Source organism: Jatrophihabitans sp. GAS493, from assembly GCF_900230215.1.
GTDB lineage: Bacteria > Actinomycetota > Actinomycetes > Mycobacteriales > Jatrophihabitantaceae > MT45.
This window is the reverse complement of record NZ_LT907982.1, coordinates 1,738,936-1,761,431: the sequence shown is the minus strand read 5'-3', so window position 1 is coordinate 1,761,431 and position 22,496 is coordinate 1,738,936. Positions and strand designations below refer to the sequence as shown.

Genomic DNA, 22,496 nt, shown 5'->3' with positions numbered 1-22,496 from the left:
TCGGATCGGTGCGAACTCAGTATTCGTCACTCGATGACGGAATAGCGGATACGTTATCGTCACCGCGTGACGAATACAAGGGTTCCGAGCGGCGAATCCAGCGACCGACCGCCGGGCGATCGCGCGGCCCGACGCGGTCGCCCACCGGCCACCAGTCGCCGCGAACTGGAACTCATCGCCCTGCAACTGTTCACTGAACGCGGCTTCGACAACACCACCGTCGACGACATCGCCGACGCCGCCCACGTCAACCGTCGCACCTTCTTCCGCTACTTCGACTCCAAGAGCGCGGTGCTTTGGAGCGATTTCGACACCGAGGTCGAGTCCCTGCGCGCCGCCTTCGCCGCGCTCGGCGGGGAGGTGTCGGTGATGGACGGAATCCGCCAGGTTGTGGTCGGCGTCAACCAGTACCGGGCCGAAGACGTCCCCGAACTGCGAGCCCGAATGAACCTGATCGGTTCCATACCCGCCCTCCAGGCCAGCGCCGCCCCGCACTACGACGCCTGGGAGCGAGCCGTCAGCGACTACGCCGCCGCGCGCACCGGGCTGCCGGCCGACTCGCTCTACCCGCTGGCCATCGGACGCACCACCCTCGCCGCCTGCCGGGCGGCCTACGATCTCTGGGTCACCCGAGCCGACAACGACCTGACGCTCTACCTCGACGAGGCCCTGCAAGCCCTCGCCGACGGCTTCGCCCGCCCACCGGCCCCGCAGACCTGAGCTGCCCACCGCCGTCGGCACGAACTTCGTCGTCGCTACGGTCGTAGGTAGCGCCGAGCGCAATCGAGAGTGGGATCGCTGTGCTGATTCGCGATACTCCCGTCGGACAGTGGCGAGGCAGGACTCGGATATGGATATCCGATGTCGGCTTCCTCGCAGTGTTCGTCGTGCACCGCGTCCAACCTCGTGAGACGCTGCCGTCATGCTGGGCTTGAGGATTGCACGGACGACGGCCGCGTGCGTGCTGGGGTGCATCCCGTTCGTCTTCTTCGCGGTGCTGAATCGTGACGTTGTGGTCTGGAGCTTCTCCGCGCCTGGATGGCTCGCCCTCTTCTTGGCGATACTTACGTTCGCGACCGTCTGTTCAGCTGCGATCGCGCATCAGGTGTTGTGTAGCACCACCTGGGGCACCTTGGTTGGTCGAGTGCTGATGGTGCTGATAACCGTAGTTTCCGTTCCGGTCGGCAGTCGGGCGGTTGGCTTAGTCTGGGCAGCGCTTTCGCCGGGAGGCGTTGTAGTTACCCGGATCCTGATCGCCGTTTCGGCGGTTGCGCTCACCGCCGTGGAATTGCACGGCGGTGAGTTCCGGCGTCTTCGTGTGACCAAATAGTCCGGAGCACCGCACCCCGGCAATGATCCCAACACCATCGCCTGTCCCACGATGATCGTCATTCCAAGGTGAGACGGTTGGCGGGAACGTTGAGATCGCGAAGCGGGCGATTGAAAAGATGCGACACCACCAGGTTTCCCGGCGATGCTGATCAATTCACGGGGTCCGGCCAGAAGGTCCGCGTCGAGGGACTTCACTGCGTCTATGCCCAGCCGAATCTGCTTGCAGCATTCGTCGCGCACGACTATCCGCAGATTGGTGGCACCGGCGCCGCATCAACGGTCGCCGGGTGGCCGTGACCTTTGGCGATCGACTGATCCTCCATGAGGCGGGACATATCAGTCACCTGGCATCCCACCCTTCGAAGCGATTTAGACGAGACGGTCGAGACCCTCGCCCGACCACTTCCGTGACCAGCCGCTCGAAACCCGACTACGCCGTCAACTGTGAAGCGCCACGTCAGGGCTAGCTTGGTCTGGCGTCGTACCTACGTGCGCCTAACCCGGTGAAGCAGAATCTGGGCAAGGTCCATGGTCAGTGCGGTAAAAATGATAATTGCAGCCTGTACCGAGGAGTGCACGTCCGTCGAATTCATCCCATTCCGTAAGACCTCGTACGCCGATGCGGCCCCCTGCTGAATGGCCACAATCGAAATGAGCACGTTTGCTAGTAGTCTGAATCGCTCGGAGTTGCGTAGAACGTAGAAGCCTTCACCAATGACTACAGGAACCAAGTAGGCCGATAGCCCAGCGCCCGCTAGATCAGATTGCGCGCGAGCCGTGGGTGTCAGCACTGAAATTTCGACAACGACCAATAGACCTAACGAAAGTGCCACCCGATTGAGCGCCCCCCGGCGGAAAAACTCACGCCAGGAATCGCCAGGATGGTCCCTTGTTGGAATTTCATTCATGAGCTGCCCATTCCGTATCTGCTGGAGCGAGTGGTGCCCCGCTCGCTCCCTCCGTTCGCTCGTGAGCCGCGCGCGCCAGTGGTGGTGCGCACGACCCAGCGACCGGGCAAGTGTGACAGCTTGTGACACTCCCCGAATAGTGCGAGCCGGGCGAATAGATGCCAGGTGCTTCTAGGCCACCAAATACGGGGCCTCTGTGGAGCCGCCTCGGAGAATGGGACTCCAGACAACCCTATTACGAGTCCCATCCGGCGGCCCGGTTCGCCGCCCTCCCCAGTGTTTCATTGCGAATGGGTATTGGTTGAGAGTGGGCAGTCCGACCTGTTCTGAGCGGTGCGGGGACATCTCGGGGGCATCGTCGATCACTCGCGGTCGCTTCTCGCGCACCTCTCCTTGCCCAGTACGGTTCAACGAATATCCATCGAAGGCTGCCAGGGTCAGTCAAGTTCGTGTGCGATCAGGCGTGCGTCGGCGCGTGTCGTGCGCACGCGCCCGTCGACTCCGCTGTCGGTGTGAACGTGAAACGTCACGTCACCGGCATTGGGGTTCGCGGTGGCGTCGCGGAGGCTGCCTTGCTGGAGGCGTTCGGTATAGCCGACTGCTAGGTGGAGGGTAGCCTCGCCCGGCAGAACCCGCATCGAGATCGCCACCCACAGTTCATCCGATGGAGGTTCGGCTGTTCCCGGATACCACAACACCGTGAACTGCACGCGTGGCGAGCGACCATGCACAAGAGTTGGCGCGACCGCACCGGGGTGAGCTATCTCCCAGCTCTGCCGCGCGTCTTCAAGGCTCGCCAACGCCGCGACAAGTTGTGGCGAGGTCGGCTTCGGCGCGGTGATCGCTTGGCTGCGCAAGCGCTGGCCAGCAGTAGTGGTGAGTTGGAGGCTGCCAATCGGACCGGTCAACGAATGGGACGACATCGGCTCAATCGAGATGTGATAGACCTCGGCCCAGGGCACAGTCCATGTGCGCCACACTGCACGTACCCGCACACCCGAATCGGAGACGATGAATCCCGCGGCCAAGATCCTGATCGAGGCCGCAACGCCCGCTATCAGTAGCGCGATGCTGGCGATCCACTTCAAGGCATTGTCGGAGTGGAGCGCGCCGGCGATGCCGCCGATGATGCCGATCGCGCCGAAGTAGGCCGCCATCACAATCCGCGGAACCGGTGAGCCCTGAAGCAAAACACGTTCTGACACCATCGCAGTGTCGCACCCGATCGTTACCAGTCACACGCCGAAGTCTCCGCTTCGACTGTGAAAGCCCACTCTGGCCCGCCTCGAACGGGCCACCTCCCTCACCAAGTGCGGTCAAGGAACCGGGGAGATGAGCCATGACCGTCCCGCAGGAGGGGTGCGCGGCTCCGTTTAAATTGCGGTAGACGGCGAAAGACAGCTGAGGACAGTCGGTAAACCGAGCGCAGGCGTTAAGACGCTCGAACTGCTCGTCGTGCGCTTGTCACCGACCATCGCGGCGTAATCCTGGAGCGAGCCGAGGCCTCTGTGGAACACTGCCGTACGCCTGTGCGCTTCGCTTTGAAGTTCAAGACGCACCTGCTGCTCGCCATCGTGGGTGAGCAAGTCCCAGTGTGCAGTGAGAGCATGTTCGAACGTGATCCGGATAAATCTGTGGCGACCCAGGGCGTTCGATCCGAGAGATCCATCGCAACGGTGACACTGTTGAGCGCATGCAACGCCAACGGGAAGATCATCCGAAAGATGAGTTCGACTGCTGCCGGAACCTTCACAGTCTTAGCGGTGCCCCACCACTGCCGCCACAATTCGATTACCCTGTCCGCTGTCTGCAGAAATCGAGCGCCATGGCGGCGATGGCACCGTCGTCAACCTCTTCCCCTCAGGGTAGCCAGGAGCGCCGCCAACCCGTGTCGGTGTCGGTAGCGGCCCGCTGAAATCACCCAGAGGGAGTAATTGCCGGTTCCGGCGCCGCCACGCCGTTCACCGCCTCACCAACGCCGATCTGCTGCAACCCGCACCAATCTCGTGGGGCGAGTTCCTCCACTAATTACACTGGATTGTGGTCGTACGTCGGCGTCACCCATTCGTCAGCTTTACGCAGGTCACCCTCGATGGTCTCGCCGGCACTGTATGGCCGGTCGAAGTAGAACTGCTTGGACCATCTGCGGAATCGCGAATAGTAGAGCTCCTCGCCGCCCGCGAACGGGGGGTGCTCGATATAGCGCTGGTTCTCCCAGATCGCGAAGTCCCGTCGGATCTGCGCGTCCTGGAAACGGAGCATGTTCTCGGCTCGCCCGGTTGGCGGGTCGTCGAGACTCGCACCGGGCTCACGCGACACGGTCATGGTGCAGAAGATCTGGGAATGTTCCTGATCCACCGGGGTGGTTGCGGTGAGCTGATTGGTAATGAAGTCATCGATGTGGAACCGAGCCAGCGAAAGGCCCAAGCCCCAGGCTTCGGTCTCGGTCTCACCATCTACTGGGCCGTTGGGCGTCAGCCAGGTCGCCTCCTTGCCATAGCCGAACCAGTAGCCCATCCGGGTACGCAAGTAGTGCTCGTCTTCCGCCCAGAGCAGCGGGCGGCCGGGCTGCCCGGCTCCGTGGACCACGGGGAAGTGGAAGTAGTCCGGGGTGTTCTCGATCGGCGACTGTACAACGATCTTGCGGATGCCGACGTGGTCGGCACCGTAGGGGTAGATCGGGTAGTTGTTGACCTGGTCCCCGAACTCCGGGATACCGGGCCACTCCCAGAACGGTGCGCGGCCGTAGCCGTCGTACCAGGCGAGGAGCAGGCCCTGCACCTCACGGGTGTGCAGCCGCTCTAGGCCAACTTTGCGCTTGGCTTTCGGTGCATAGGGAATGTCGTGGAGCGAGCCATCGGCCTTCCACTGCCATGCGTGGAACGGGCACTCGATGCAGTCACCCTTGACCTTCCCGCCGTGGCCGAGATGGGCCCCCAGATGCTGGCAGTACGCATCAAGCAGCGAGACCTCGCCATCCTCAGTCCGGAACAGCACCAGGTCTTGATCGAAGTATTTGACCGCGCGCACGTCTCCAGGCGCAAGCTCGGCCGAGAACCCGATCTGGTACCACCCGGTCGGGAAGACCTCGTAGGGCCAATCTTTCATCTCAATCTCCATACTCTAGCTTTTTACCAACTGTATAGTTGGCTATCATGAGCTAGATCGGGGCGCGCGTCAACATGCCGCACGCCCACACCCGTTAAATTTACCGAGGAGTCGCATTGAGTGCCGCTGAAATCAGTAGCTCGACAGACATAGAGCCCGGGAGCGGCGCGCTTGATCTGGTCCTGATGGATGACCAGTCCGGAGCGATCATCGCCCTGACATTTTCAGGGGGCCCCCGCGCGTCGCTCGCGCGGATCGTGGTGTTCATCGCGGACGGGGTGACCTTGTGGTACGACGCGGATATCGCGCCTGCAAGACACCGCCCCGATATCAGCTGGTCCGTCGAAGGAGCCACCCAGCACATCAAGCTGATGGCCCACACCGCGGAGGACCTTTCCTGCGCGGAGCATCGGCGTGATGGCGACGCAGAGGTGCAATTCCGTGTTCCGCTCACGGCGGACCTGACACTGGAGCCCAACTCCCAGCCCGTCCCACGAATGGGCGATTCCTCAGAGAACGTGTTGCAGGGTTCCCGGAACTACCGCGTCACCGGATCGTTCGCGCCTGGCAGTGTCGTCTATGCGATCAGCGGGCAGGCATGGATAGAACCCGGGGACTTCGGCGCTTCAACCAACCAGGCCGGTGTCCGGCTGCAAGCCGCGTTTCAGGACGGGTCGGCAATGCTCGTAGCCTGTCCCGACACAGCCGATGGCTCCGCTGGATCCAACGGAGCCGGCGGACACACCGGGGCAGCGGCACTGCAGGCGCAGACCGATATTGCCTTGTTGGCGGTGTCGGCCCTACGTACCGCAGGAGCTGAGCGCAGTGCTCCGCAACGCATGATCTGCCAGCTGCGCGGACGGACAGACGTCACCGTGCTCGGCGGGTTGCGCAGCCCGGATCAGCACCTCGCCCTGGTACGGCCCAGCGAAGACGGCGACGGTTGGGTGCGGCGCGCCTTCACCCCGTTCGACTTCGTGCGATCCGGGGTGACCGGGTTCGGAATACTCGAGCAGGTCACTCAGGTGTCCACTCGCGAGCCCGTCGCAGTACGGGACGCCGGACTGCCGGATCCGTACTGAGCCAGCGGGTCCCTGCAACCTAACCCGGCTGGGCTCCGCCATTCGTGCGTCGGCCGATCCCCGAACCAGTCCGAGCGCGACGCCACAATGCCATCGACAATCACGCTTCGACTCAACCCCGGACTGCGCAGATCGTCCCGGCCCCACGCATTTCGGCGCGCTTCCCGCGGCTCCGCGTTCTCCCGCTTAAGCCGTTGATCTCGGCCGACTCGTCACTATTCGGACCGTACCGATGCCCGGCATCGGTACGGTCCTGGACCGCCCACGTCGAGCGATACTCATCCCCGCACCAACGGTCGTCACACGCAGCATGGCCGGATCGGCAGTGAAGACGCCGATCCGGCCGTGCCGGGCTGTTGAGGCTACTGGCCGGTCAGCGGGTTGGTGAACGTCGTCGCAGTCGCGGCGAACTTCCCGTCCTTGACGCCATAGGACATGGCGTTCATGTTCACGACGCGCGGCGTCGCGGGAATCGGGCCGGGCTTGGTGAAGGTAACGCTGTCACCGGCCATGCCGTAGATGTTGATCGACGGCGAGGTGTTGAGGATGCTCGTCAGATTCTTGGACGACAGGTCGGACTGCCCCTTGAGCAGATCCGCGACGACATGCACAGCCAGCCAGGCGCCACCGGAGATGTTGTCCTGCTCAGCCTTGGAATCATTGGCGTTCATCTCCGAGACCCACTGGGCCGCAGCTGGCGCATCCGGGCCAAGCATGTCCGCACCGGCGACGATCTGGTTCGCGGCCGAGCCCAACGACGACAGATCCGAGTTGGTGAAGCTGGAGATCGACCCGGCAAACGGGCCCTTGAAGCCGGCCTGGACAACGCTCTGCAGGAGCCGGGCCGCGTCACCCTGGTTGCAAGCACAGCCGATCGCGTCCGGGTGCGCCGCAATTGCCTGCGCTGCGGCGGCCGACGTGTCGGTGCTACCGAGCTTCGAGATGACGGTCTTGACGACCGTCCCCCCCGCCAACTTCACGCCCTGCGCAATGATGTCGCCGGTGAACTTGGCCTGCGAGTTCTCGTGCTCGAAAATGACGACGTTCTTGCCGCCCTTCTCGACGGCCAGACGGCCTGTCTGCATGAACGCCGCAGTGATTCCGCCCGAGAGCGGGAAGGACATCTTGTTGGTGCCCTGGTCAGCGGCGATAACGACCGGCGCCACCCAAGGGATGTTTGAAGCCTCGAGTTTCGGCCACATCTGGGCGCTGAACTCCTCGATCCCGCCGTCGAGCGCGACGACGCCCTCATCCTTGGCCTTCTGTGCACAGGCGATGGCCTTGTTGGGGTCCAGCCCGTCATTGCACACGACGATTTGAATCGGATGGCCGTCGATGCCTCCGTTGGCGTTGATCGCCTTGGCCGCCGCCTCAGCGCCCGACTGCTGCTGAGGGTAGGACAGGTTCGGGCTCGACAGGGTCCCCGTGACCATAATCTTCACCGGCGTCGCAGTCGCCCCACTGCTTCCCGAACCTGCGCTCGAAGCCCCCGAGGAACTGCACGCTGCCAGCGAGGCGGCGAGCGCGACGCCACCCACAGCCAACGTAGCCAATTTGAACTGTCTGCGGATCATTGGATTCCTCTCTCACGGCGGCGTCGCTGTGACGCACGCCTCCCAACTAACTGGTTGGGTACGAACTATCGCGAGACCTGGTCGCCTTGTCAAGCACTTCACCGATCCCGTTACACCGTCGTGTCTCACCCGACCGTCAGGAGGGCAGGAATCCCGCCTTTTCACTTGACTCAACCCCTGACCGTCAGTAGCGTTACCAACCACCCAGTTGGGAAATCCCATATGCCCCTTCACCACCGTGCATCCACAGTGAGGAGACGAGCCACGTGCTGGTTCCACTCGACGACTACTTCATCCACCAGAGCAGCGATAGCATCGCCGTCCCGGGGGGTGGCTCGACAAAATGGCAGGAACGCAACTACTTCAATGTCCACAGCGCAGATGGAGAGGCGCTTCTTGTGTGCGGAATGGGCACGACGCCCAATACCGACCTCGCAAGCGTCTACGTCATAGCGCACACCACCGGCCCCGACGGCGGCCAGACCGACTGGCGCGGCGTTCGACCGATTGCCGGCGAGCGAACCCGGATGGATGTCGGCGAATTCGCCTTCGAGATCGTCGAACCGATGAAGCAATGGCGCATCACGCTGGCTCCGAACCCCTCGGGCATCGAGATCGACCTACTTTGGACCGCACGCCACCAGCCATTCGAGTTCGAGAAGGTCTTCGTACAGGACGACAACGGCGATGTTTCCCTGGACTTCGCGCACCTGCACCAGTCCGGCACCCACCGGGGCTGGTTCAAGATCGACGGTAAGAAGTACGAAGTTGACGACTGGTACGGCGTGCGCGATCGCACTTGGGGTATCCGGGAGGCATTGGAGTTCTGGATCTGGTCTTGCGTCCACTTCCCGAGCCGGACGCTGAGCCTCTACCACTTTGAGAGCCCGGACGGGAAAACCCTGTACTCCAATGGAGGTTTCGCCGACGCCGACAGTACGGGGCCGAGCCTGCGCATCCTCTCCCACGACTTCGAATTGGTCCCCGGCGAGCGGGTACCACGTAGCGGATCGGTGGTGCTGGAGACCGAATCCGGCGAAAAGCTCACAATGGACTTCAAGCCGATCGGTCCGATCGTCAACTACTTCGCGCCCAAGCCGGTCGACCTGGCGCATCCGTATGCTTCCGCGCTCGGGCGTCCGGAGAACGGTTGGGAACGCTGGTCGAACGCCGAATACGCCGAGGACGCACGAACCTATGGCTATCTTCACGACGCGTTGTGCGAGTTCCGCATCGGCGACGAGGTCGGATACGGCGTATGGGAGCTCATCGCTCTCGACTACCAGCCCTATGGCTGGACCACGCCGTTCAAGTTCTCAGCGTCCGTAGAGGCCGGCAAGTACGAGCGCGAGTAGCCATGCCAGCGTGGCTGGCAAACGAAGAATCCGCTCGGGGAGTGCCTGGCAGGCACTCCCCGAGCGGATTTTCGTCGTTGTGGCTAGAGACCACGTTTGGGCGTCGGCGTGAACCGCAACGGCACGTAGGTCGGACCCGAGATGAAGTTCGAAGCCAACCAGGTCGGCTCGCCCGCGAGCTGCAGGTCCGGCAGGCGGGTGACGATGCGTGACATGATCGCCCTGATCTGCAGGCGAGCTATGTGCGCGCCGAGGCAGAAGTGCGGGCCGCCGCCACCGAATCCCATGTGCGGGTTCGGGTCACGGTCGATGATGAACGCGTCCGGGTCAGAGATCAGCGCCGGGTCGCGATTGGCCGCGCCGTAATACAGCAGGACCTTGTCACCTCGCTTGATCTCGGCGTCGCCGAGGTGCGTGTCCTCCGTCGCGGTCCGGCGCTGGTAGGTCACCGGGCTCTGATAGCGGATGAACTCCTCGACAGCCTTAGGCATGAGCGCCTCGGTGTCATCGCGCAGCCGCGCGAGGACTTCGGGGTGCTCCAGCAGGGTGATCACGGCTCCGCCGGTCAGGTTGCGCACCGTGTCCTCGCCGGCGTTGACTAGAAGCAGGATGAACAAGGCAAAGTCGAGTGCGCTGAGCTCCTGGCCCTCGAGCTCGGCGTGCACGAGGTTACTGGCCATCGAGTCGTCCGGCGTCGCGAGCTTGGCGGCATGTAGCGCCATGCCGAAGGCGACCATCTCCTCCCGGGCCACAGTGCGCTGCTCCTCGGTTACGGTGTCCTGCGCCGAGTGCATGATCTCGACCAGCTCGTAGAGCTTGATGCCCTGCTCGCGATCGACCCCGAGCAGAGTAGTGACCACCGAGGTGGGCAGCAGTGCCGCGACCTCGGACATCAGCTCGCATTCGCCCTTCTCGCAGACACTGTCGATGATCGAGTCGGCCACCTTGTCGATCGGCTCAGCCCATCGCTGGGCTCCGCGCGGGGTGAACTCGGAGTTGACGAGCTTGCGAAGACCGGTGTGGCGCGGCGGATCCATGAACATCAGGAAGTTCCTCAAGCCCTCCAGCACCTCGGGCGGCAGGTCGTACATAGTCATGCCGGACGCGCTGGAGAACGTCTTGGGGCGAACGCTGGCGTCTTTGAGCAACTGGGCCGAGGTGACCGCCCAGAACCCACGACCGCCGTCCGGTTCCTCGTGCCAGTACACCGGTGCGTTCTCCTGCAACCAGTGGTACTGCTCAACCGGATGACCGTGAGCGAAGGAGCTGGAACTCCATAGGTCGATCGGGACTCGCGTTTCGGTGGCTGTAGCTGTCATGGCTGACTTCCGATTCTTAGAAGGTGATGACGCCGCGGAGGATCAGGCCCTCGCGCAGATCGTCGTAGCCGGAATTGATGTCGTCGAGCGGGTACCGGTGCGTGATGAGCTCGTCCAACTTGAGCTGCCCCGACTCGTAGAGCGACAGCAGCTTGGGGATCTGCGCGCGCGGGTTGGTCGAACCGTAGAGCGAGCCCTTGAGCTCCTTGTTCCACAGTGTGAGGTCGACCAGCGACAGCGGCACCTCCGCCTGTGCATAGGGCGCGACTGCGGTCGCGACACAGGTGGAGCCCTTGCCGGTGATCGACATGGCGGCCGCGAGAATATCGCCGTACAGCACGCTCGGAGTGACGATGACCCGGTCGCAGAGCCGTCCGCGGGAAAGCTCCTGGATAAGCGGCATCGCCTCCTCGACCGTGGCCGCGGTGTGGGTGGCACCGAACTCCATGGCCTTCTGCCTCTTGAACTCGACTGGGTCGATCGCCATGATTACCTGTGCGCCGACAGATTTCGCGCCCTGCACAGCGTTGATCCCGATGCCACCGATGCCGATGACGGCCACGACGTCGCCCGGCTGAGTGCCGGCCCGGTCAACCGCGGAGCCCCAGCCCGTCGGCACACCGCAGGAGACCAGCGCCGCGATGTCGAACGGGAAGTGGTCCTCGATCTTCACCAGCGAGTTCTCGTGCACGAGGGCGTGCTCGGCGAAGGTACCGAGGTTGGAGTAGGTGTTCGCCGGCTTGCCTTGCCAGAAGTGCTTGGGCTCAGCCTGTGTGGTCATCAGGTCAAAGCCCTGGTCACACAGATACTGACGACCGCCCACGCAGGCCCGACAGATCCCACAGGACGGGATGAAACTCGTCGAGACGTGATCGCCGACCTTGACCTTTCGGACGTCCGCGCCGACCTCGACCACCACGCCGGAACCTTCGTGGCCGCCGATCAACGGGAACTGCTCGGGCATCCCCATGGCGTCGAGGATGTCCTGCGTGAACACCATGTCGCCACTGGCCATGTGTTCCTCGGAGTGGCAGAGCCCGGCGGCCTTGATCTCCACGATCACGTCGTTCGCCCCGGGGGTCCCGAGCTCCACTTCGTCGACTATCCACTTCTCGCCCACTCCGGCAAGGATCGCAGCGCGTGTCTTCATTTCGTACTCCCACTCGTCGTGATTGCGTCCTGGGTCACCTGTTGGCGGGCCCAGAGGTAGTCGGCCTTGCCGGCCGGCGAACGTCGGATCTCGCTGACCACTGCGACCAGGCGCGGGATCTTGAAGCCGGCCAGCCGCGAGCGCAGGTGGTCCTGCAGCTGCGCCACTGAGAGGTCGGCACCGTACACGCCCTCCGCGCTCTCGTTACGGCTGACGACAGCGGCGATCCGCTGCCCGTACAGCGGATCGGGCACGCCGACCACGAGCGCGTCGCGGATGGCCGGGTAGGTCTTTAGCGCGGTTTCGACCTCGTCCGGGTAGACCTTCTCGCCGCCGGTGTTGATCGCGAGAGATCCGCGGCCCAACAGGGAGAAAGTGCCGTCACTATTGCGGATCGCCGAATCGCCGGGTGTCGCCCAGCGCTTGCCGGTGCCGTCGACGCGGAACACCTGCGCTGACTTGACCGGGTCGTTCCAGTATCGGCTGGCGACCGCGCCGCCGACCGCGACCAGACCCTGTTCGCCGGCCGTCACCGGAGACAGATCGTCGCGCACCACTTGAACGCGGTCGGCCGCGGCGTCAAATCTGGGGAATGTCGCGTCGTCCTCACCGGTCAACGTGCCGGCGGTGCCGAACTCGGAGCCCCCGTAGCCGTCGATGACGGTCACGTGCGGAAGCATTCGCCGGATCGCGGCCTTCGTCTGCGGCGACATCACGGCGCCGCCGGAGCCGATCGCACTCAGCGCGGAGAGATCCCACCGGTTCGGGTCGCGTTCGATCTCGGCCAACAGGGGCTTGGCCATCGAGTCACCCACCAAGGACACGATGTTGACCTGCATCCGCTCCAGCGAATCCAGCAACTTGTCCGCCTCGAATCGGCGACCGGCCCAGATAGCTGCGGTGCCGGCCAGCGTCCAGGCGCGCAGCATCGCCCACTGGCCGTTGCCATGCATCAGCGGTGCCACCGCCATCACCACCGGCACCTCTTCGGTGAGCCGCTGCGCGATCGCGGATGGGTCGGTGAACCCGGTCCCGCCGACGGCCCAGCCGTAGGCGACAGCGCCGTTGACCAGATCCTCCTGCGTCCACACGACGCCCTTTGGCAACCCGGTCGTGCCCCCGGTGTACAGCAGGTACTCATCGACACCCTCGTGCGGGGGAAAGTCCCGTCCGGCATCAGCCGACGCCACCCGGGCCGAGTAGGCCGACTCCTCCGGGGCATCCTGATCCAGGAAGAGAATGCGCGGACTTGTACCCGCCTGCTGTAGCGCATCGTGCAGCACACCGGCGAACTCAGCCTCCGCGACGACCACCGCCGCACCACTGTCGCGCAGTACATGGGCTATCTCACCGGCGGTATAGCGATAGTTGACGTTGACGATCAGAGCACCGAGCTTGAAGCAGCCGATCATGACGTCGAGCCACTCGGCCCGGTTGTGCGCCAGGATGGCCACCCGATCGCCGTAGCCGGCGCCCAGACTCATCAGCGTGTGTCCGAATCGATTGCCGCGGACGTCGAGTTCGCCGTAGCTGTAACTCGTACCATCGGAGGCCGAGACGGCGATCCGGTCAGGCGCCTGATCGGCGACCGCCTCGATCAGCCGCGCGAAATTGAAGTTTGCCACGTTCGCGCTTCCCTACATCCGCAATCCGACGGTGGCCACGAAGTCGTGGCTCGTCGCGCTCTCGATGATCGAGTCGATATTCGGGCCACCACGCAGGTGGTGCCCGCCATCGACGCTAAGGGCGACACCCGTGATCCAGGAGGCCTCATCGGAGAGCAGGAAGGCCGCGGCTGCGCCGATGTCCGCAGTCGTACCGATCCGCGGGATCGGCATCTTGTTCAGGTAGTCCTGCCGAACGTCTGGGCTGTCGGTCAGGTCGACCGAGGCGTCGGTGGGAACCAGGCCCGGGCGTAGCGCGTTGACCCGCACGTTGAGCACGCCGAGTTCGTCAGCAGCGGTTCGCACCAGCATCTCGATGCCAGCCTTGGAGACGTTGTAGGCCGCCATGAAGCGGTGGGTCAGGATCCCGGCGATCGACGACATCGCCACGATCGACCCGCCGCCCGACTCGGCGATCGCACGCCCGGCGTGTTTGAGCGTCAACATGGTGCCGTTGAGATTGGTGTCCAGAACGGACTTCCAGGAGTCCAATGGGTGGACCAGAACCGGGGCGCCGGTGCCGAAGCCAGCATTGGCGACCGCATGGTGCAGCGCGCCGAGCGGCTGCCCGGCGATCTCCACGGCACGCAGAACCGCGTCCTCGTCAGAGATGTCGGCAACGACGTACTGCGCTCGCTCGCCGAGGGCGTCGACGGCTGCCTTGAGCTTGACCTCGTTGCGACCGGCGATCGTTACGTGGGCACCCTCCGCGAGCAACCGCTGGGCGCAGCCGAACCCGATTCCGGAGCCGCCGCCGGTGACCAACGCCGCCCGACCGTCAAACCGCTGCGGAATCGCTGCCGACTCTGTCATCTACCACTCCAAAAAATATCGTTTTACCCAACCGGTTGGTTGGACTTCGCACAGTACTCGCGGCCGGACGACCCGGTCAATGAGTTACGGAGTCGACCCCTGAGCTAGGGGCGCCGACAAGCTCAGCGCACGCAACGGGCAGGAATCGACGGCGCGCTGCGCGCGGGGCAACTGCTCGGCGTCCGGGTGCGCGACGAGCACTTCGATGCGTCCCGCGTCCTCATCGAAGACGACCAGATCCGGCGCGGCGTGAACGCAGAGTTCATTGCCCTCGCAGATCCCATCCAGCCGCAATTCGGTACCGGCCGACTGGCCGCTCATGACGTCACCGCCGCTGCCATATGCGGCGCGGTGGACCAGCCGTCCAGGACGTCGCGGACATCAAAGATCGTGTCATCGATCTCCGGCATCCGGGGCACAGTGCGAGAGAACCGTGGTGCCGGAGCGACCTGCAACAGGCCGTCCTGCTCCACCAGGATCTTGCGAGCCGCGACCTGCTCATTCGCCGCAACCTCGGTGAAGCCGAGAACCGGCGTCACGCACGCGTCCACGTCCGCGAACTGGGCGGACCATTCGTCGCGGGTCTTGGTCGCGAAGATCTCGGCGAACCTTGCCTTGGTCGCGGGCCAGTGTTCTCGCTCCATCTGTGGTGCCAGTTCGGCCGCATCCAGTCCAAGTCCGTCCAGCAGCGCGCTATAGAACTGCGGCTCGATAGCGCCGACCGCGATGTGTCGTCCGTCGGAGCAGGTATAGGTGTCATAGAACGGCGCGGCCCCGTCGAGGAGGTTACTGCCGGGCTCATCGACCCAATCGCCGGTCGGCAGCAGCGCCCACACCATCTGCGTGAGGATCGAGGCGCCATCGATCATCGCAGCGTCGACGACCTGCCCCTGCCCTGACAGCCGCGCCTCCAGGACACCGGCCAGCACCCCGATGACCAGCAACATCGAGCCGCCACCAAAGTCGCCGATCAGGTTCAGGGGTACGACCGGCTTCTCGCCGGGGCGCCCGATCGCGTGCAGCGCCCCGGTGAGTGAGATGTAGTTGATGTCATGGCCTACCGCGTTGGCCAGCGGACCATCCTGACCCCAGCCGGTCATCCGCGCGTACACCAGGCGCGGGTTGCGGGCGGCGCAGTCCTCCGGTCCGACACCGAGCCGCTCCGTCACGCCGGGCCGGTAACCCTCGATGAGCACGTCCGCGCGCTCGACCAGGCTCAGCACTGTCTCGCGCCCCTCGGGTGTCTTCAGATCCGCGGTTACCCGACGCCGGCCGCGCAACATCGGGTCGACGATCTCGGACCCGAGCTTGAGGCCACCGGACGGCCGGTCGATCCGCACCACGTCCGCGCCGAGGTCGGCCAGGATCATCGCTGCGTGTGGGCCGGGCCCGATACCGGCGAGTTCGACAATACGTATGCCACTTAGAGGTCCCATGACGCGCACATTAATGACCAAACAGCCGGTTGGCAACGCCGGAGCGCCGAGGCGACCTCATCGAAGTGGCTGGCCCCCGAAATGCTGCCCGCTCACGGGCGTCGGAGGCGATACGTTGACCCCACTGGAAATGTGGTGCATTCTCATCGTGATTCCAGACGCTCGGTTGGTTGGGAACGGGGCGTCTGTGACGGTCGCAGTCTTCTGAGAGGTATGGGCTATGTCGCTTGACAACAACCTGATCACAGGTATCGAACGGTTTCTGGGCCGTCCCGGATCGGTCACCGAGGTGGTCACGGTCTCCGCCGGATTCTCGAACGAGACTTACCTACTGCGCGGCACGGACGTGGTCGTTCGCATGCCGCCGTCCGGTACCGGACTGTTGCCGCCGTACGACATGCACGCGCAGCACGACGTGCTGGCCGCGGTGGGGGCAGCGCTGCCAGGACTGCCGGTCCCGAAAGTGTTCGGCTGGTCGGAGGACCCGTCCTACATCGGACGACCGTTCTACCTGCTGGAACTCCTTCCCGGAGCGTCCTTCGAACTGGAGGCGCCCGCGTGGCTGACCGATGGCACGCCTGAACTTCGGCACTCGGTCGGCGAGCAGTGGATAAGTGCATTCTCGAATGTCTCGAAGGCGCCTCCGGCGGCCACGCTCGGCAGCCCGCTGTCGGCTACCGAGGCATACCGCCGTTGGTATGACCTCACCGTCGCGGACACCGCAAAAGGCACCGCGTCAGCCAAGTACGGCCGGATTCTCATCGAACTGCTGGACGAGATCTTCGCTCGCGGCCTGAAGGCCAGCGGACCGGCCACCTTGGTCCACGGTGACAGCAAGATTGCGAATGTCATGTGGAGAGACGGCAAGCTCAGCGCACTGCTTGACTGGGAAATGTGCTACAACGGCGATCCGCTGGCCGATCTGGCCTACATGCTGTATTGGCTGCCCGCGGACCCGAGCCTGAATGAGATGGGACTGCCCGGCTTCGACTTCTACTCTCTGCCCGGTTTCCCCCCGCGCGCCGAAGCGATCGACATCTGGCAGCGGATCACCGGCCGCGCCGCGGACGACGTGCAGTGGTATGAAGTAGCCGAGGCGGCGAAGATCGGCTCCATCGTGCTTCGCGGGGTCGTCGCCCATGAGGCCGGCGAGATCTCTGATGAGCGACTGTCGTTCTGGCCGCTGGTGATTCCAATGATCGTGGAACGTGCACAGCGTCTGCGCGACACCATCGACCGCGCATCCTGAACCGTTGCCAGTTGCCAACTAGACAGTTGGCATTAATCTGGGATTCACATTTGTCCTATAGTTTCAGGTCATGACGGCAATTCGATGGATCGAACTGGACGGGGCGGTGAACGTCCGCGACCTGGGCTCACTGCCGGCCACTGACGGCCAAGTGGTGCGGCCACGGGCGCTGCTGCGCTCGGACAGTGTCCAGGAGCTGAGCAATCCGGACGTGCGCCGGCTCGTCGACGAGGTCGGCGTGCGCACCATCGTCGATCTGCGCACCAGCTTCGAGGTGAACGGCGAGGGTCACGGACCGCTACGCGAGGAACCACTGGTCACCGTCCATCACCTCTCCCTCTTCGACGAACCGGAGATCACCGCGGGCGACGACGAGCCGGCGGTTCTCCCCTGGCAGGGCCGCACCCCCACCGGTGATAGGGAGGCCGATCGCAGTGCGGGCAGCGTGTACTTCAAGTACCTTGACGAGCGGCCGGACTCCATACTGCAGGCGCTACGGCTGATCGCCCGAACCGACGGTGCGACTCTGGTGCACTGCGCCGCCGGTAAGGACCGCACCGGTGTCGTCGTCGCCATGGCGCTCACCGAGGTCGGGGTCGACCGGGATGCCGTCGTTGCGGACTACGCCCTGACCGCGGAGCGGATCGAGCTCATCATCACCCGACTCGCGGCGAAGCCGACCTACGCGGGCAGGGCGGCAATCACCATTGACGACGACCTGATCGAGCAACAGCGCCCCCGTCCGGAGACGATGCGCGGCTTCTTGGAGCGGGCCGATGAGATCCACGGCGGCGTCTCGGAGTGGCTACGATCCCAGGGCTGGACCGACGCGGACGCGAGTGCCCTTAGGCGACGTCTGCTAACCCGCTACTAGCGAATCTCCTCTACCGGCGGCAGCACGGCCTATGCCACCGCAGCGGCCAACCGGCGCCACTCGACCCGCGGCAGTGCGGTGAGATCAGCCGTCAGAACTTGCGCACATACGTGATCCGCACCGGCGTCAGTGTGCTCGGAAATCCGAGCCACAATGTCGTCTTCATCGCCCCACGCGATGAGGGAGTCGAAGAGTCGATCCGAGACGGTGTCGACATCCTCTCGAGTGAATCCCAGCCGCTGCACGCTGTTCGCGTAGTTCGGCATCTGCAGGTACTGGCCGAGCCAGTGGGCGCCGATGTCGCGTGCCCCTTGCCGGTCCTTGCAGAAGATGACCGTCTGCTCCGGCGCCAGCAGCGCGCCGGGGCCAAGAGCCTCCCGGGCCAGCGCGGTGTGCTCCGGACTCACCAGGTAGGGGTGTGCACCGCCGGCTCGGCTGGCGGCGAGTCCGAGCATCTTCGGCCCGAGCGCAGCGAGCAGCCGGGACTCCCGCGGAACTGGCGTATCGGCCGCATCGAGGCCGTCCAGGAACGTCACCATCGCACCCAGCGGGTTGCGGTAGAGCCCCGGTTCAACGATCGCGTCGATCGCCGGCGCATGACTCACCCCGATGCCCATGAGGAAGCGATCGCCGTACTTCGAGGTCAGGATCGAGAACTGTTCGGCGGTCTCTTGCGGGGTATGCATCCAGAGATTCAGGATTCCGCTCGCGATGACAATGCGATCGGTGGCCCGCAACATGCTGTCGAGCGCATCGAATAGCGGCCCACCGACGTCGGGAATCCACACCGCACTGAACCCGAGTTCCTCCAGCTCAGTCGTCGCCTCCGCGGCCTCCGCCGGATCGCCGTAGCGAAGCGGAAAGCTCCATACGCCCGTACCGGCAAGCTTCAAGGAAATCCTCCGTTGACTTCGGGAGGCCGGGTTCCGTCCGGGGCCCGGCCGTGCCTCTTCGAGCGAGCGTACCCAACCGAGGGGTTGACTGTGAAGAGGAGAGACGAACGCCGATGCACGATTGGTCTGCGCAAGACCCGCCAACCGTACCCAACTAGATGGTCGACAAACCTCGATCGCTGCGCGTAGCATTCGCACGTTCGGCGATCTTGCAGTTCGGTCAATCATCGATGTTGTAGGTCCATGCCGCCCGCGCGGCCGACGTTTACGAGGAGTCCCGTGACAGGTCGATTTGATGGGCAGACCATTCTCATCACTGGAGGATCGCGCGGAATGGGTGCAAGCCATGCGCGCGGCTTCATCGCCGAAGGGGCCAACGTCGTCATCGGCGACGTGCTCGACGATGAAGGCCACACGGTGGCCGCAGAGCTCGGTCCGCGCTGTCACTACCTACATCTGGATGTGAGCGATCCCGACCAGTGGGCAGCGGCGGTCACGGCAACAGAAGCCAAATACGGTCCGATCGCTGTCCTGATAAACAACGCCGGGTTCGGTACCGCATCGCTTCTCGCCGATACCTCGACCGAAGACTGGCGCGGCGTGCTGTCGGTGATCATCGACGGAACCTTCTACGGGATCAGGGCCGCGGTGCCGTCGATCCGCCGCAACGGGGGCGGCGCCATCATCAACATCTCGTCCTACGCCGGGCTCGCGGGAACACCGTTGTCAGGCTCGTACACGACCAGCAAGTTCGCGCTCCGAGGCCTGACCCGAGTGGCCGCCATGGAACTCGGCTGCGACAACATCCGGGTCAATTCCATTCATCCAGGCTATGTGGCAACACCTGCTCTCACCGGCCTGACGCCGGAGATGGCCGGGCTCCGCAACAAGCTGGCGATCGTCCGGATGGCCGAGTCCGAGGAGGTCACCAAGATGGTGCTGTTCGTCGCATCCGAGGACGCCGCCTACTGCACCGGTTCCGAGTTCGTCATCGATGGCGGCTGGTCCGCCGGATCTCCGGTTCCCATCGGGGCCAGTGAGGCTCTGTGGGGTTGAGATGCGCGCACTACGTCTGATGGGTCCCGGCCAGCTGGAGATCAACGATGTACCGGTTCCCGAGCCGGGTCCGGGAGAGGCGCTGGTGAAGGTGGCCGGTGCCGGACTGTGTCAATCCGACCTGCACGTGCGGCACCTACCCGCGTGGCCGCTGCCTGGAATGATTCTGGGACACGAAACATCCGGCCGAGTGGCCACGCTCGGCGCAGGCGTCACCACCGTGCACGAAGGCGATCCGGTACTGGTGTACCTGGTCTGGGCCTGCGGTTCGTGTCGTCCGTGTCTGGAGGGTCGCGACAACGTCTGCCAGGCGATCGCCGGGCGGGTCGGACTGCCTCCATGTCCGGGGCTCGGACCAGACGGCGGGATGGCTGAATACATCAAGGTGCCGGCCCGCTTCCTCGAGCCGCTCGGCAATCTCGATCCGATCGCCGCCGCGCCGCTGGCCGACGCCGGACTCACGCCCATGCACGCGGTCAACGGAGCTCGGTACCGGTTGACCGAGGGTGCGACCGCCGTCGTGATTGGAGTCGGCGGCCTCGGGCACATGGGATTGCAGATCCTGCGCGCCACCACCGGCGTTCGCATCATCGCCGTGGACACGGACCGGGGCAAGCTCGACCTCGCCCGCGAACACGGCGCCGATGAGGTCGTGATCAGCGATGAGCAGGCGAGCCGCGCGATTCTGGACCTGACCTCGGGCTACGGCGCGGATGCCGTCTTCGACTTCAGCGGCGTCCAGGCGACCGTCGATCTCGCGTGTCAGGTGATCGCCCCCGACGGAGTGCTGCGCTTCGTCGGGCTCGGTGGTGGCGGCTTCAGCTACGCCGCCGATTCGGAGTCGACGCCGCTGCCATGGGGGGTCGATGTGCGGCGCTCGTACGGTGGGACGCGCACCGATCAGCGGCAGGTACTCGAACTGGCCCAGACGGGCCGGGTAACGGTCGAGACGACCCAATACGCGCTTGCGGACGGTATTCGGGCGTTCGACGACTTGGAGGCGGGCAAGGTGCGCGGCCGCGCGGTACTCGTACCCTAGCGCCGTTCCTCGCGCAGACTGAGCGCGCCCGCCGGACAGTGGAGCACCGCCTGATCGAGCCTGCTTCGGTCAGCGGGGTCTATCTCCTCGCGCAGAAGCGACATTGCGCCGTCGTCACTGATCTCGAAGTACTCGGGTGCGCTGAGCCCGCATACCCCGTTGCCCGAGCAGCGGTTCCGGTCGACGAAGACCCGTGGCGTCGACTCAGCAGCAACGTCCGCGGGCACGTCCGCGGGCACGTCCGCGGGCACGTCCGCGGGCACGTCCGCGGGCACGTCCGCGGGCATGTCCGGCCTATGCACTGGCCGGCAGCTTCCGGATTCCGTGAATGAACTCGCTGGCCAGGTACTCCGGATCACCGATGCCGAGGCCGGGCAGCTTCGTCAGAAGCTCAGCGAAGATCGCCCGTAACTGCATCTTGGCCAGGTTGCTGCCAAGACAGTAGTGGACGCCACCACCGCCGAAGGCCACGTTCGGATGCTGTTCACGCTGCAGGTCGAAGCGCCCCGGGTCGGCGAAGAGGGACTCGTCGCGGTTACCGGAGCAGTAGAACATGACGACCTTGTCGCCGCGGCTGACCTGCTGCCCGCCCAGGACGACGTCCTCGGTGGCCATCCGCCCGAACTCCAACACCGGGCTGGCGTAGCGCAGGAACTCATCGAGCGAGCGGCCGATGCGGGCATCGAAGTCGGCCGCCAGCCACGCTCGCTGCTCTGGGTTGCGATCCAGGGCCAGCGCGGTGTGGGAGGTCGTCTGCTTGGTCGTGTCGTTCCCCGCCACCGCGAGCAGCAGCAGCATCGCCGAGATCTCGTCGTCGGACAGCGGCTGGCCGTCTACGGTGTAGGTGGCCAGCGAGCTGAGCACGTCCTCGGCGGGGTGCTTGCGACGTGAGTGCACCAGGTCGATCCCGATCTCGCGCACGATGGTGATCTGCTCGAAAGTAAACGCCAGCGGATCGGCCCCGGGCGGGAGGATGTCCGGATCACTCGCTCCGATGAAGTTGTTCGCGGCCCGTGCAAAGTCCTCGCTGAGACTGTCCGGAACGCCGAGCATGTCGGCGATCGTGAGCATGGGCAGCCTGCCGGACACCTCGGCGACGAAGTCGAAGTCGCCCGCGCCGGCGACCCGGCCGACGATTTCGGCGGCCCGCTTGTGGATCTTCTCCTCCATTAGGCGTATGTAGCGCGGGGTGAACGCCCTGCTGATCGCCTGCCGGTACTGGGTGTGCTGGGGCGGATCCATCTCCAGGAACGTAGGCGGCTGGTCGAGGTCCGGATGCTGCGGCTTGAGCGGGACCGGGTGATAGTAGGTGAGGGAGGGTTCGTTGCTGCCCGGCTTGGTGGCCGCCTCGACGAGGGTCTGGGAACTGAACTGCTCGTTGTTCATGCTGACGTGTTTGATGTCGGCGGCCCTGGTCACCGCCCAGAACCCCACTTCGCCGTGCACCTCCGGTGGCACCAGCGGGTCCACGAACGGCGGGTGCCAGCTGACCGGTGCGTCGCCCCGCAGCCGGGCAAACGTCTCGTCTCGCTCGTCGAACGTCTGCGCCCAGAATGACGGCGAGGAAATGTCCTCCTCCGTGGTGAATGCGTGCTGGGTACGAAACGGCTTGAAGGGCTGGATGGCGGTCATGAGGGTCTCCGG

General features: G+C 64.6%; 20 protein-coding genes. 8 read left to right on the top strand and 12 right to left on the bottom strand.

Translation table 11 applies throughout. From position 1 onward, the window contains the following. Positions 1 to 66 precede the first annotated feature (66 nt). Positions 67 to 720: a mycofactocin system transcriptional regulator gene (gene mftR, locus CPH63_RS07955; protein WP_096302413.1), complete on the top strand. Its 654-nt coding sequence runs from the start codon at positions 67 to 69 to the stop codon at positions 718 to 720. Between the two features lie 202 nt (positions 721 to 922). After that, positions 923 to 1,330, top strand: coding sequence for a hypothetical protein (locus CPH63_RS22160; protein ID WP_157749376.1), 408 nt, complete (start codon positions 923 to 925; stop codon positions 1,328 to 1,330). Positions 1,331 to 2,677: 1,347 nt separating this feature from the next. Here CPH63_RS22160 and CPH63_RS07945 read toward each other — a convergent pair. Further along, positions 2,678 to 3,397: a hypothetical protein gene (locus CPH63_RS07945; protein ID WP_096302411.1), complete on the bottom strand. Its 720-nt coding sequence runs from the start codon at positions 3,395 to 3,397 to the stop codon at positions 2,678 to 2,680. An 871-nt stretch (positions 3,398 to 4,268) separates the two neighbouring features. After that, a complete protein-coding gene (locus tag CPH63_RS07940) occupies positions 4,269 to 5,348 on the bottom strand; it encodes an aromatic ring-hydroxylating dioxygenase subunit alpha (RefSeq protein ID WP_157749375.1) in 1,080 nt (359 codons plus the stop codon). Positions 5,349 to 5,464: 116 nt separating this feature from the next. On the opposite strand from CPH63_RS07940, the gene CPH63_RS07935 reads away from it, so the two are divergent. Beyond that, positions 5,465 to 6,430: a hypothetical protein gene (locus CPH63_RS07935; protein WP_157749374.1), complete on the top strand. Its 966-nt coding sequence runs from the start codon at positions 5,465 to 5,467 to the stop codon at positions 6,428 to 6,430. 362 nt (positions 6,431 to 6,792) lie between these two features. Here CPH63_RS07935 and CPH63_RS07930 read toward each other — a convergent pair whose 3' ends face one another. Further along, positions 6,793 to 7,863: an ABC transporter substrate-binding protein gene (locus CPH63_RS07930; protein WP_157749373.1), complete on the bottom strand. Its 1,071-nt coding sequence runs from the start codon at positions 7,861 to 7,863 to the stop codon at positions 6,793 to 6,795. 407 nt (positions 7,864 to 8,270) lie between these two features. On the opposite strand from CPH63_RS07930, the gene CPH63_RS07925 reads away from it, so the two are divergent. Next, complete coding sequence (locus CPH63_RS07925; RefSeq protein ID WP_096302407.1) at positions 8,271 to 9,359, top strand: hypothetical protein; 1,089 nt, start codon at positions 8,271 to 8,273, stop codon at positions 9,357 to 9,359. A gap of 83 nt (positions 9,360 to 9,442) precedes the next feature. On the opposite strand, the gene CPH63_RS07920 is transcribed toward CPH63_RS07925, so the two are convergent. From CPH63_RS07920 to CPH63_RS07895, 6 genes are all read right to left on the bottom strand, one after another. Next, on the bottom strand, positions 9,443 to 10,678 hold the full coding sequence (locus CPH63_RS07920) for a cytochrome P450 (RefSeq protein WP_096302406.1): 1,236 nt from the start codon (positions 10,676 to 10,678) through the stop codon (positions 9,443 to 9,445). A 16-nt stretch (positions 10,679 to 10,694) separates the two neighbouring features. After that, positions 10,695 to 11,828, bottom strand: coding sequence for an NDMA-dependent alcohol dehydrogenase (locus tag CPH63_RS07915; protein WP_096302405.1), 1,134 nt, complete (start codon positions 11,826 to 11,828; stop codon positions 10,695 to 10,697). Continuing rightward, entirely contained in the window at positions 11,825 to 13,453 is a 1,629-nt protein-coding gene (locus CPH63_RS07910) for an AMP-binding protein (RefSeq protein ID WP_096302404.1), read from the bottom strand. Before CPH63_RS07910 ends, CPH63_RS07915 begins: the two co-directional genes overlap by 4 nt. 12 nt (positions 13,454 to 13,465) lie before the next feature. After that, positions 13,466 to 14,305, bottom strand: a complete 840-nt coding sequence (locus CPH63_RS07905) for a glucose 1-dehydrogenase (protein ID WP_096302403.1) — start codon at positions 14,303 to 14,305, stop codon at positions 13,466 to 13,468. A gap of 84 nt (positions 14,306 to 14,389) precedes the next feature. Beyond that, complete coding sequence (locus CPH63_RS07900) at positions 14,390 to 14,626, bottom strand: ferredoxin (protein WP_096302402.1); 237 nt, start codon at positions 14,624 to 14,626, stop codon at positions 14,390 to 14,392. Beyond that, complete coding sequence (locus CPH63_RS07895) at positions 14,623 to 15,741, bottom strand: CaiB/BaiF CoA-transferase family protein (protein WP_096302401.1); 1,119 nt, start codon at positions 15,739 to 15,741, stop codon at positions 14,623 to 14,625. Before CPH63_RS07895 ends, CPH63_RS07900 begins: the two co-directional genes overlap by 4 nt. A gap of 220 nt (positions 15,742 to 15,961) precedes the next feature. Here CPH63_RS07895 and CPH63_RS07890 point away from each other — a divergent pair, with 220 nt between their 5' ends. Continuing rightward, positions 15,962 to 16,990: a phosphotransferase family protein gene (locus CPH63_RS07890; RefSeq protein WP_096302400.1), complete on the top strand. Its 1,029-nt coding sequence runs from the start codon at positions 15,962 to 15,964 to the stop codon at positions 16,988 to 16,990. A gap of 70 nt (positions 16,991 to 17,060) precedes the next feature. Further along, entirely contained in the window at positions 17,061 to 17,864 is an 804-nt protein-coding gene (locus CPH63_RS07885) for a tyrosine-protein phosphatase (protein WP_096302399.1), read from the top strand. Positions 17,865 to 17,893: 29 nt separating this feature from the next. On the opposite strand, the gene CPH63_RS07880 is transcribed toward CPH63_RS07885, so the two are convergent. Then, positions 17,894 to 18,757, bottom strand: coding sequence for an LLM class F420-dependent oxidoreductase (locus CPH63_RS07880; protein WP_096302398.1), 864 nt, complete (start codon positions 18,755 to 18,757; stop codon positions 17,894 to 17,896). A 279-nt stretch (positions 18,758 to 19,036) separates the two neighbouring features. On the opposite strand from CPH63_RS07880, the gene CPH63_RS07875 reads away from it, so the two are divergent. Continuing rightward, positions 19,037 to 19,813, top strand: a complete 777-nt coding sequence (locus CPH63_RS07875; RefSeq protein WP_371364901.1) for an SDR family oxidoreductase — start codon at positions 19,037 to 19,039, stop codon at positions 19,811 to 19,813. Position 19,814: 1 nt separating this feature from the next. Further along, the gene (locus CPH63_RS07870; RefSeq protein ID WP_096302396.1) at positions 19,815 to 20,852 is read left to right on the top strand and encodes an NAD(P)-dependent alcohol dehydrogenase; all 1,038 of its coding nucleotides are present in this window, start codon (positions 19,815 to 19,817) and stop codon (positions 20,850 to 20,852) included. Here CPH63_RS07870 and CPH63_RS07865 read toward each other — a convergent pair. Both CPH63_RS07865 and CPH63_RS07860 read right to left on the bottom strand, forming a co-directional pair. Further along, positions 20,849 to 21,139 (bottom strand): ferredoxin, encoded by a 291-nt coding sequence (locus CPH63_RS07865; RefSeq protein ID WP_096302395.1) that lies wholly within the window; start codon positions 21,137 to 21,139, stop codon positions 20,849 to 20,851. The genes CPH63_RS07870 and CPH63_RS07865 overlap by 4 nt on opposite strands. 7 nt (positions 21,140 to 21,146) lie before the next feature. Beyond that, complete coding sequence (locus tag CPH63_RS07860) at positions 21,147 to 22,484, bottom strand: cytochrome P450 (RefSeq protein ID WP_096302394.1); 1,338 nt, start codon at positions 22,482 to 22,484, stop codon at positions 21,147 to 21,149. Positions 22,485 to 22,496: the final 12 nt, after the last annotated feature.

Bases quoted from the DNA above. Each gene is read 5' to 3' on its own strand.
- CPH63_RS22160 (WP_157749376.1), top strand. From the start codon at position 923: ATGCTGGGCTTGAGGATTGCACGGACGACGGCCGCGTGCGTGCTGGGG.
- CPH63_RS07945 (WP_096302411.1), bottom strand. From the start codon at position 3,397: ATGGCGGCCTACTTCGGCGCGATCGGCATCATCGGCGGCATCGCCGGC.
- CPH63_RS07940 (WP_157749375.1), bottom strand. From the start codon at position 5,348: ATGAAAGATTGGCCCTACGAGGTCTTCCCGACCGGGTGGTACCAGATC.
- CPH63_RS07930 (WP_157749373.1), bottom strand. From the start codon at position 7,863: ATGGTCACGGGGACCCTGTCGAGCCCGAACCTGTCCTACCCTCAGCAG.
- CPH63_RS07920 (WP_096302406.1), bottom strand. From the start codon at position 10,678: ATGACAGCTACAGCCACCGAAACGCGAGTCCCGATCGACCTATGGAGT.
- CPH63_RS07915 (WP_096302405.1), bottom strand. From the start codon at position 11,828: ATGAAGACACGCGCTGCGATCCTTGCCGGAGTGGGCGAGAAGTGGATA.
- CPH63_RS07905 (WP_096302403.1), bottom strand. From the start codon at position 14,305: ATGACAGAGTCGGCAGCGATTCCGCAGCGGTTTGACGGTCGGGCGGCG.
- CPH63_RS07900 (WP_096302402.1), bottom strand. From the start codon at position 14,626: ATGAGCGGCCAGTCGGCCGGTACCGAATTGCGGCTGGATGGGATCTGC.
- CPH63_RS07895 (WP_096302401.1), bottom strand. From the start codon at position 15,741: ATGGGACCTCTAAGTGGCATACGTATTGTCGAACTCGCCGGTATCGGG.
- CPH63_RS07890 (WP_096302400.1), top strand. From the start codon at position 15,962: ATGTCGCTTGACAACAACCTGATCACAGGTATCGAACGGTTTCTGGGC.
- CPH63_RS07885 (WP_096302399.1), top strand. From the start codon at position 17,061: ATGACGGCAATTCGATGGATCGAACTGGACGGGGCGGTGAACGTCCGC.
- CPH63_RS07870 (WP_096302396.1), top strand. From the start codon at position 19,815: ATGCGCGCACTACGTCTGATGGGTCCCGGCCAGCTGGAGATCAACGAT.
- CPH63_RS07865 (WP_096302395.1), bottom strand. From the start codon at position 21,139: ATGCCCGCGGACGTGCCCGCGGACGTGCCCGCGGACGTGCCCGCGGAC.
- CPH63_RS07860 (WP_096302394.1), bottom strand. From the start codon at position 22,484: ATGACCGCCATCCAGCCCTTCAAGCCGTTTCGTACCCAGCACGCATTC.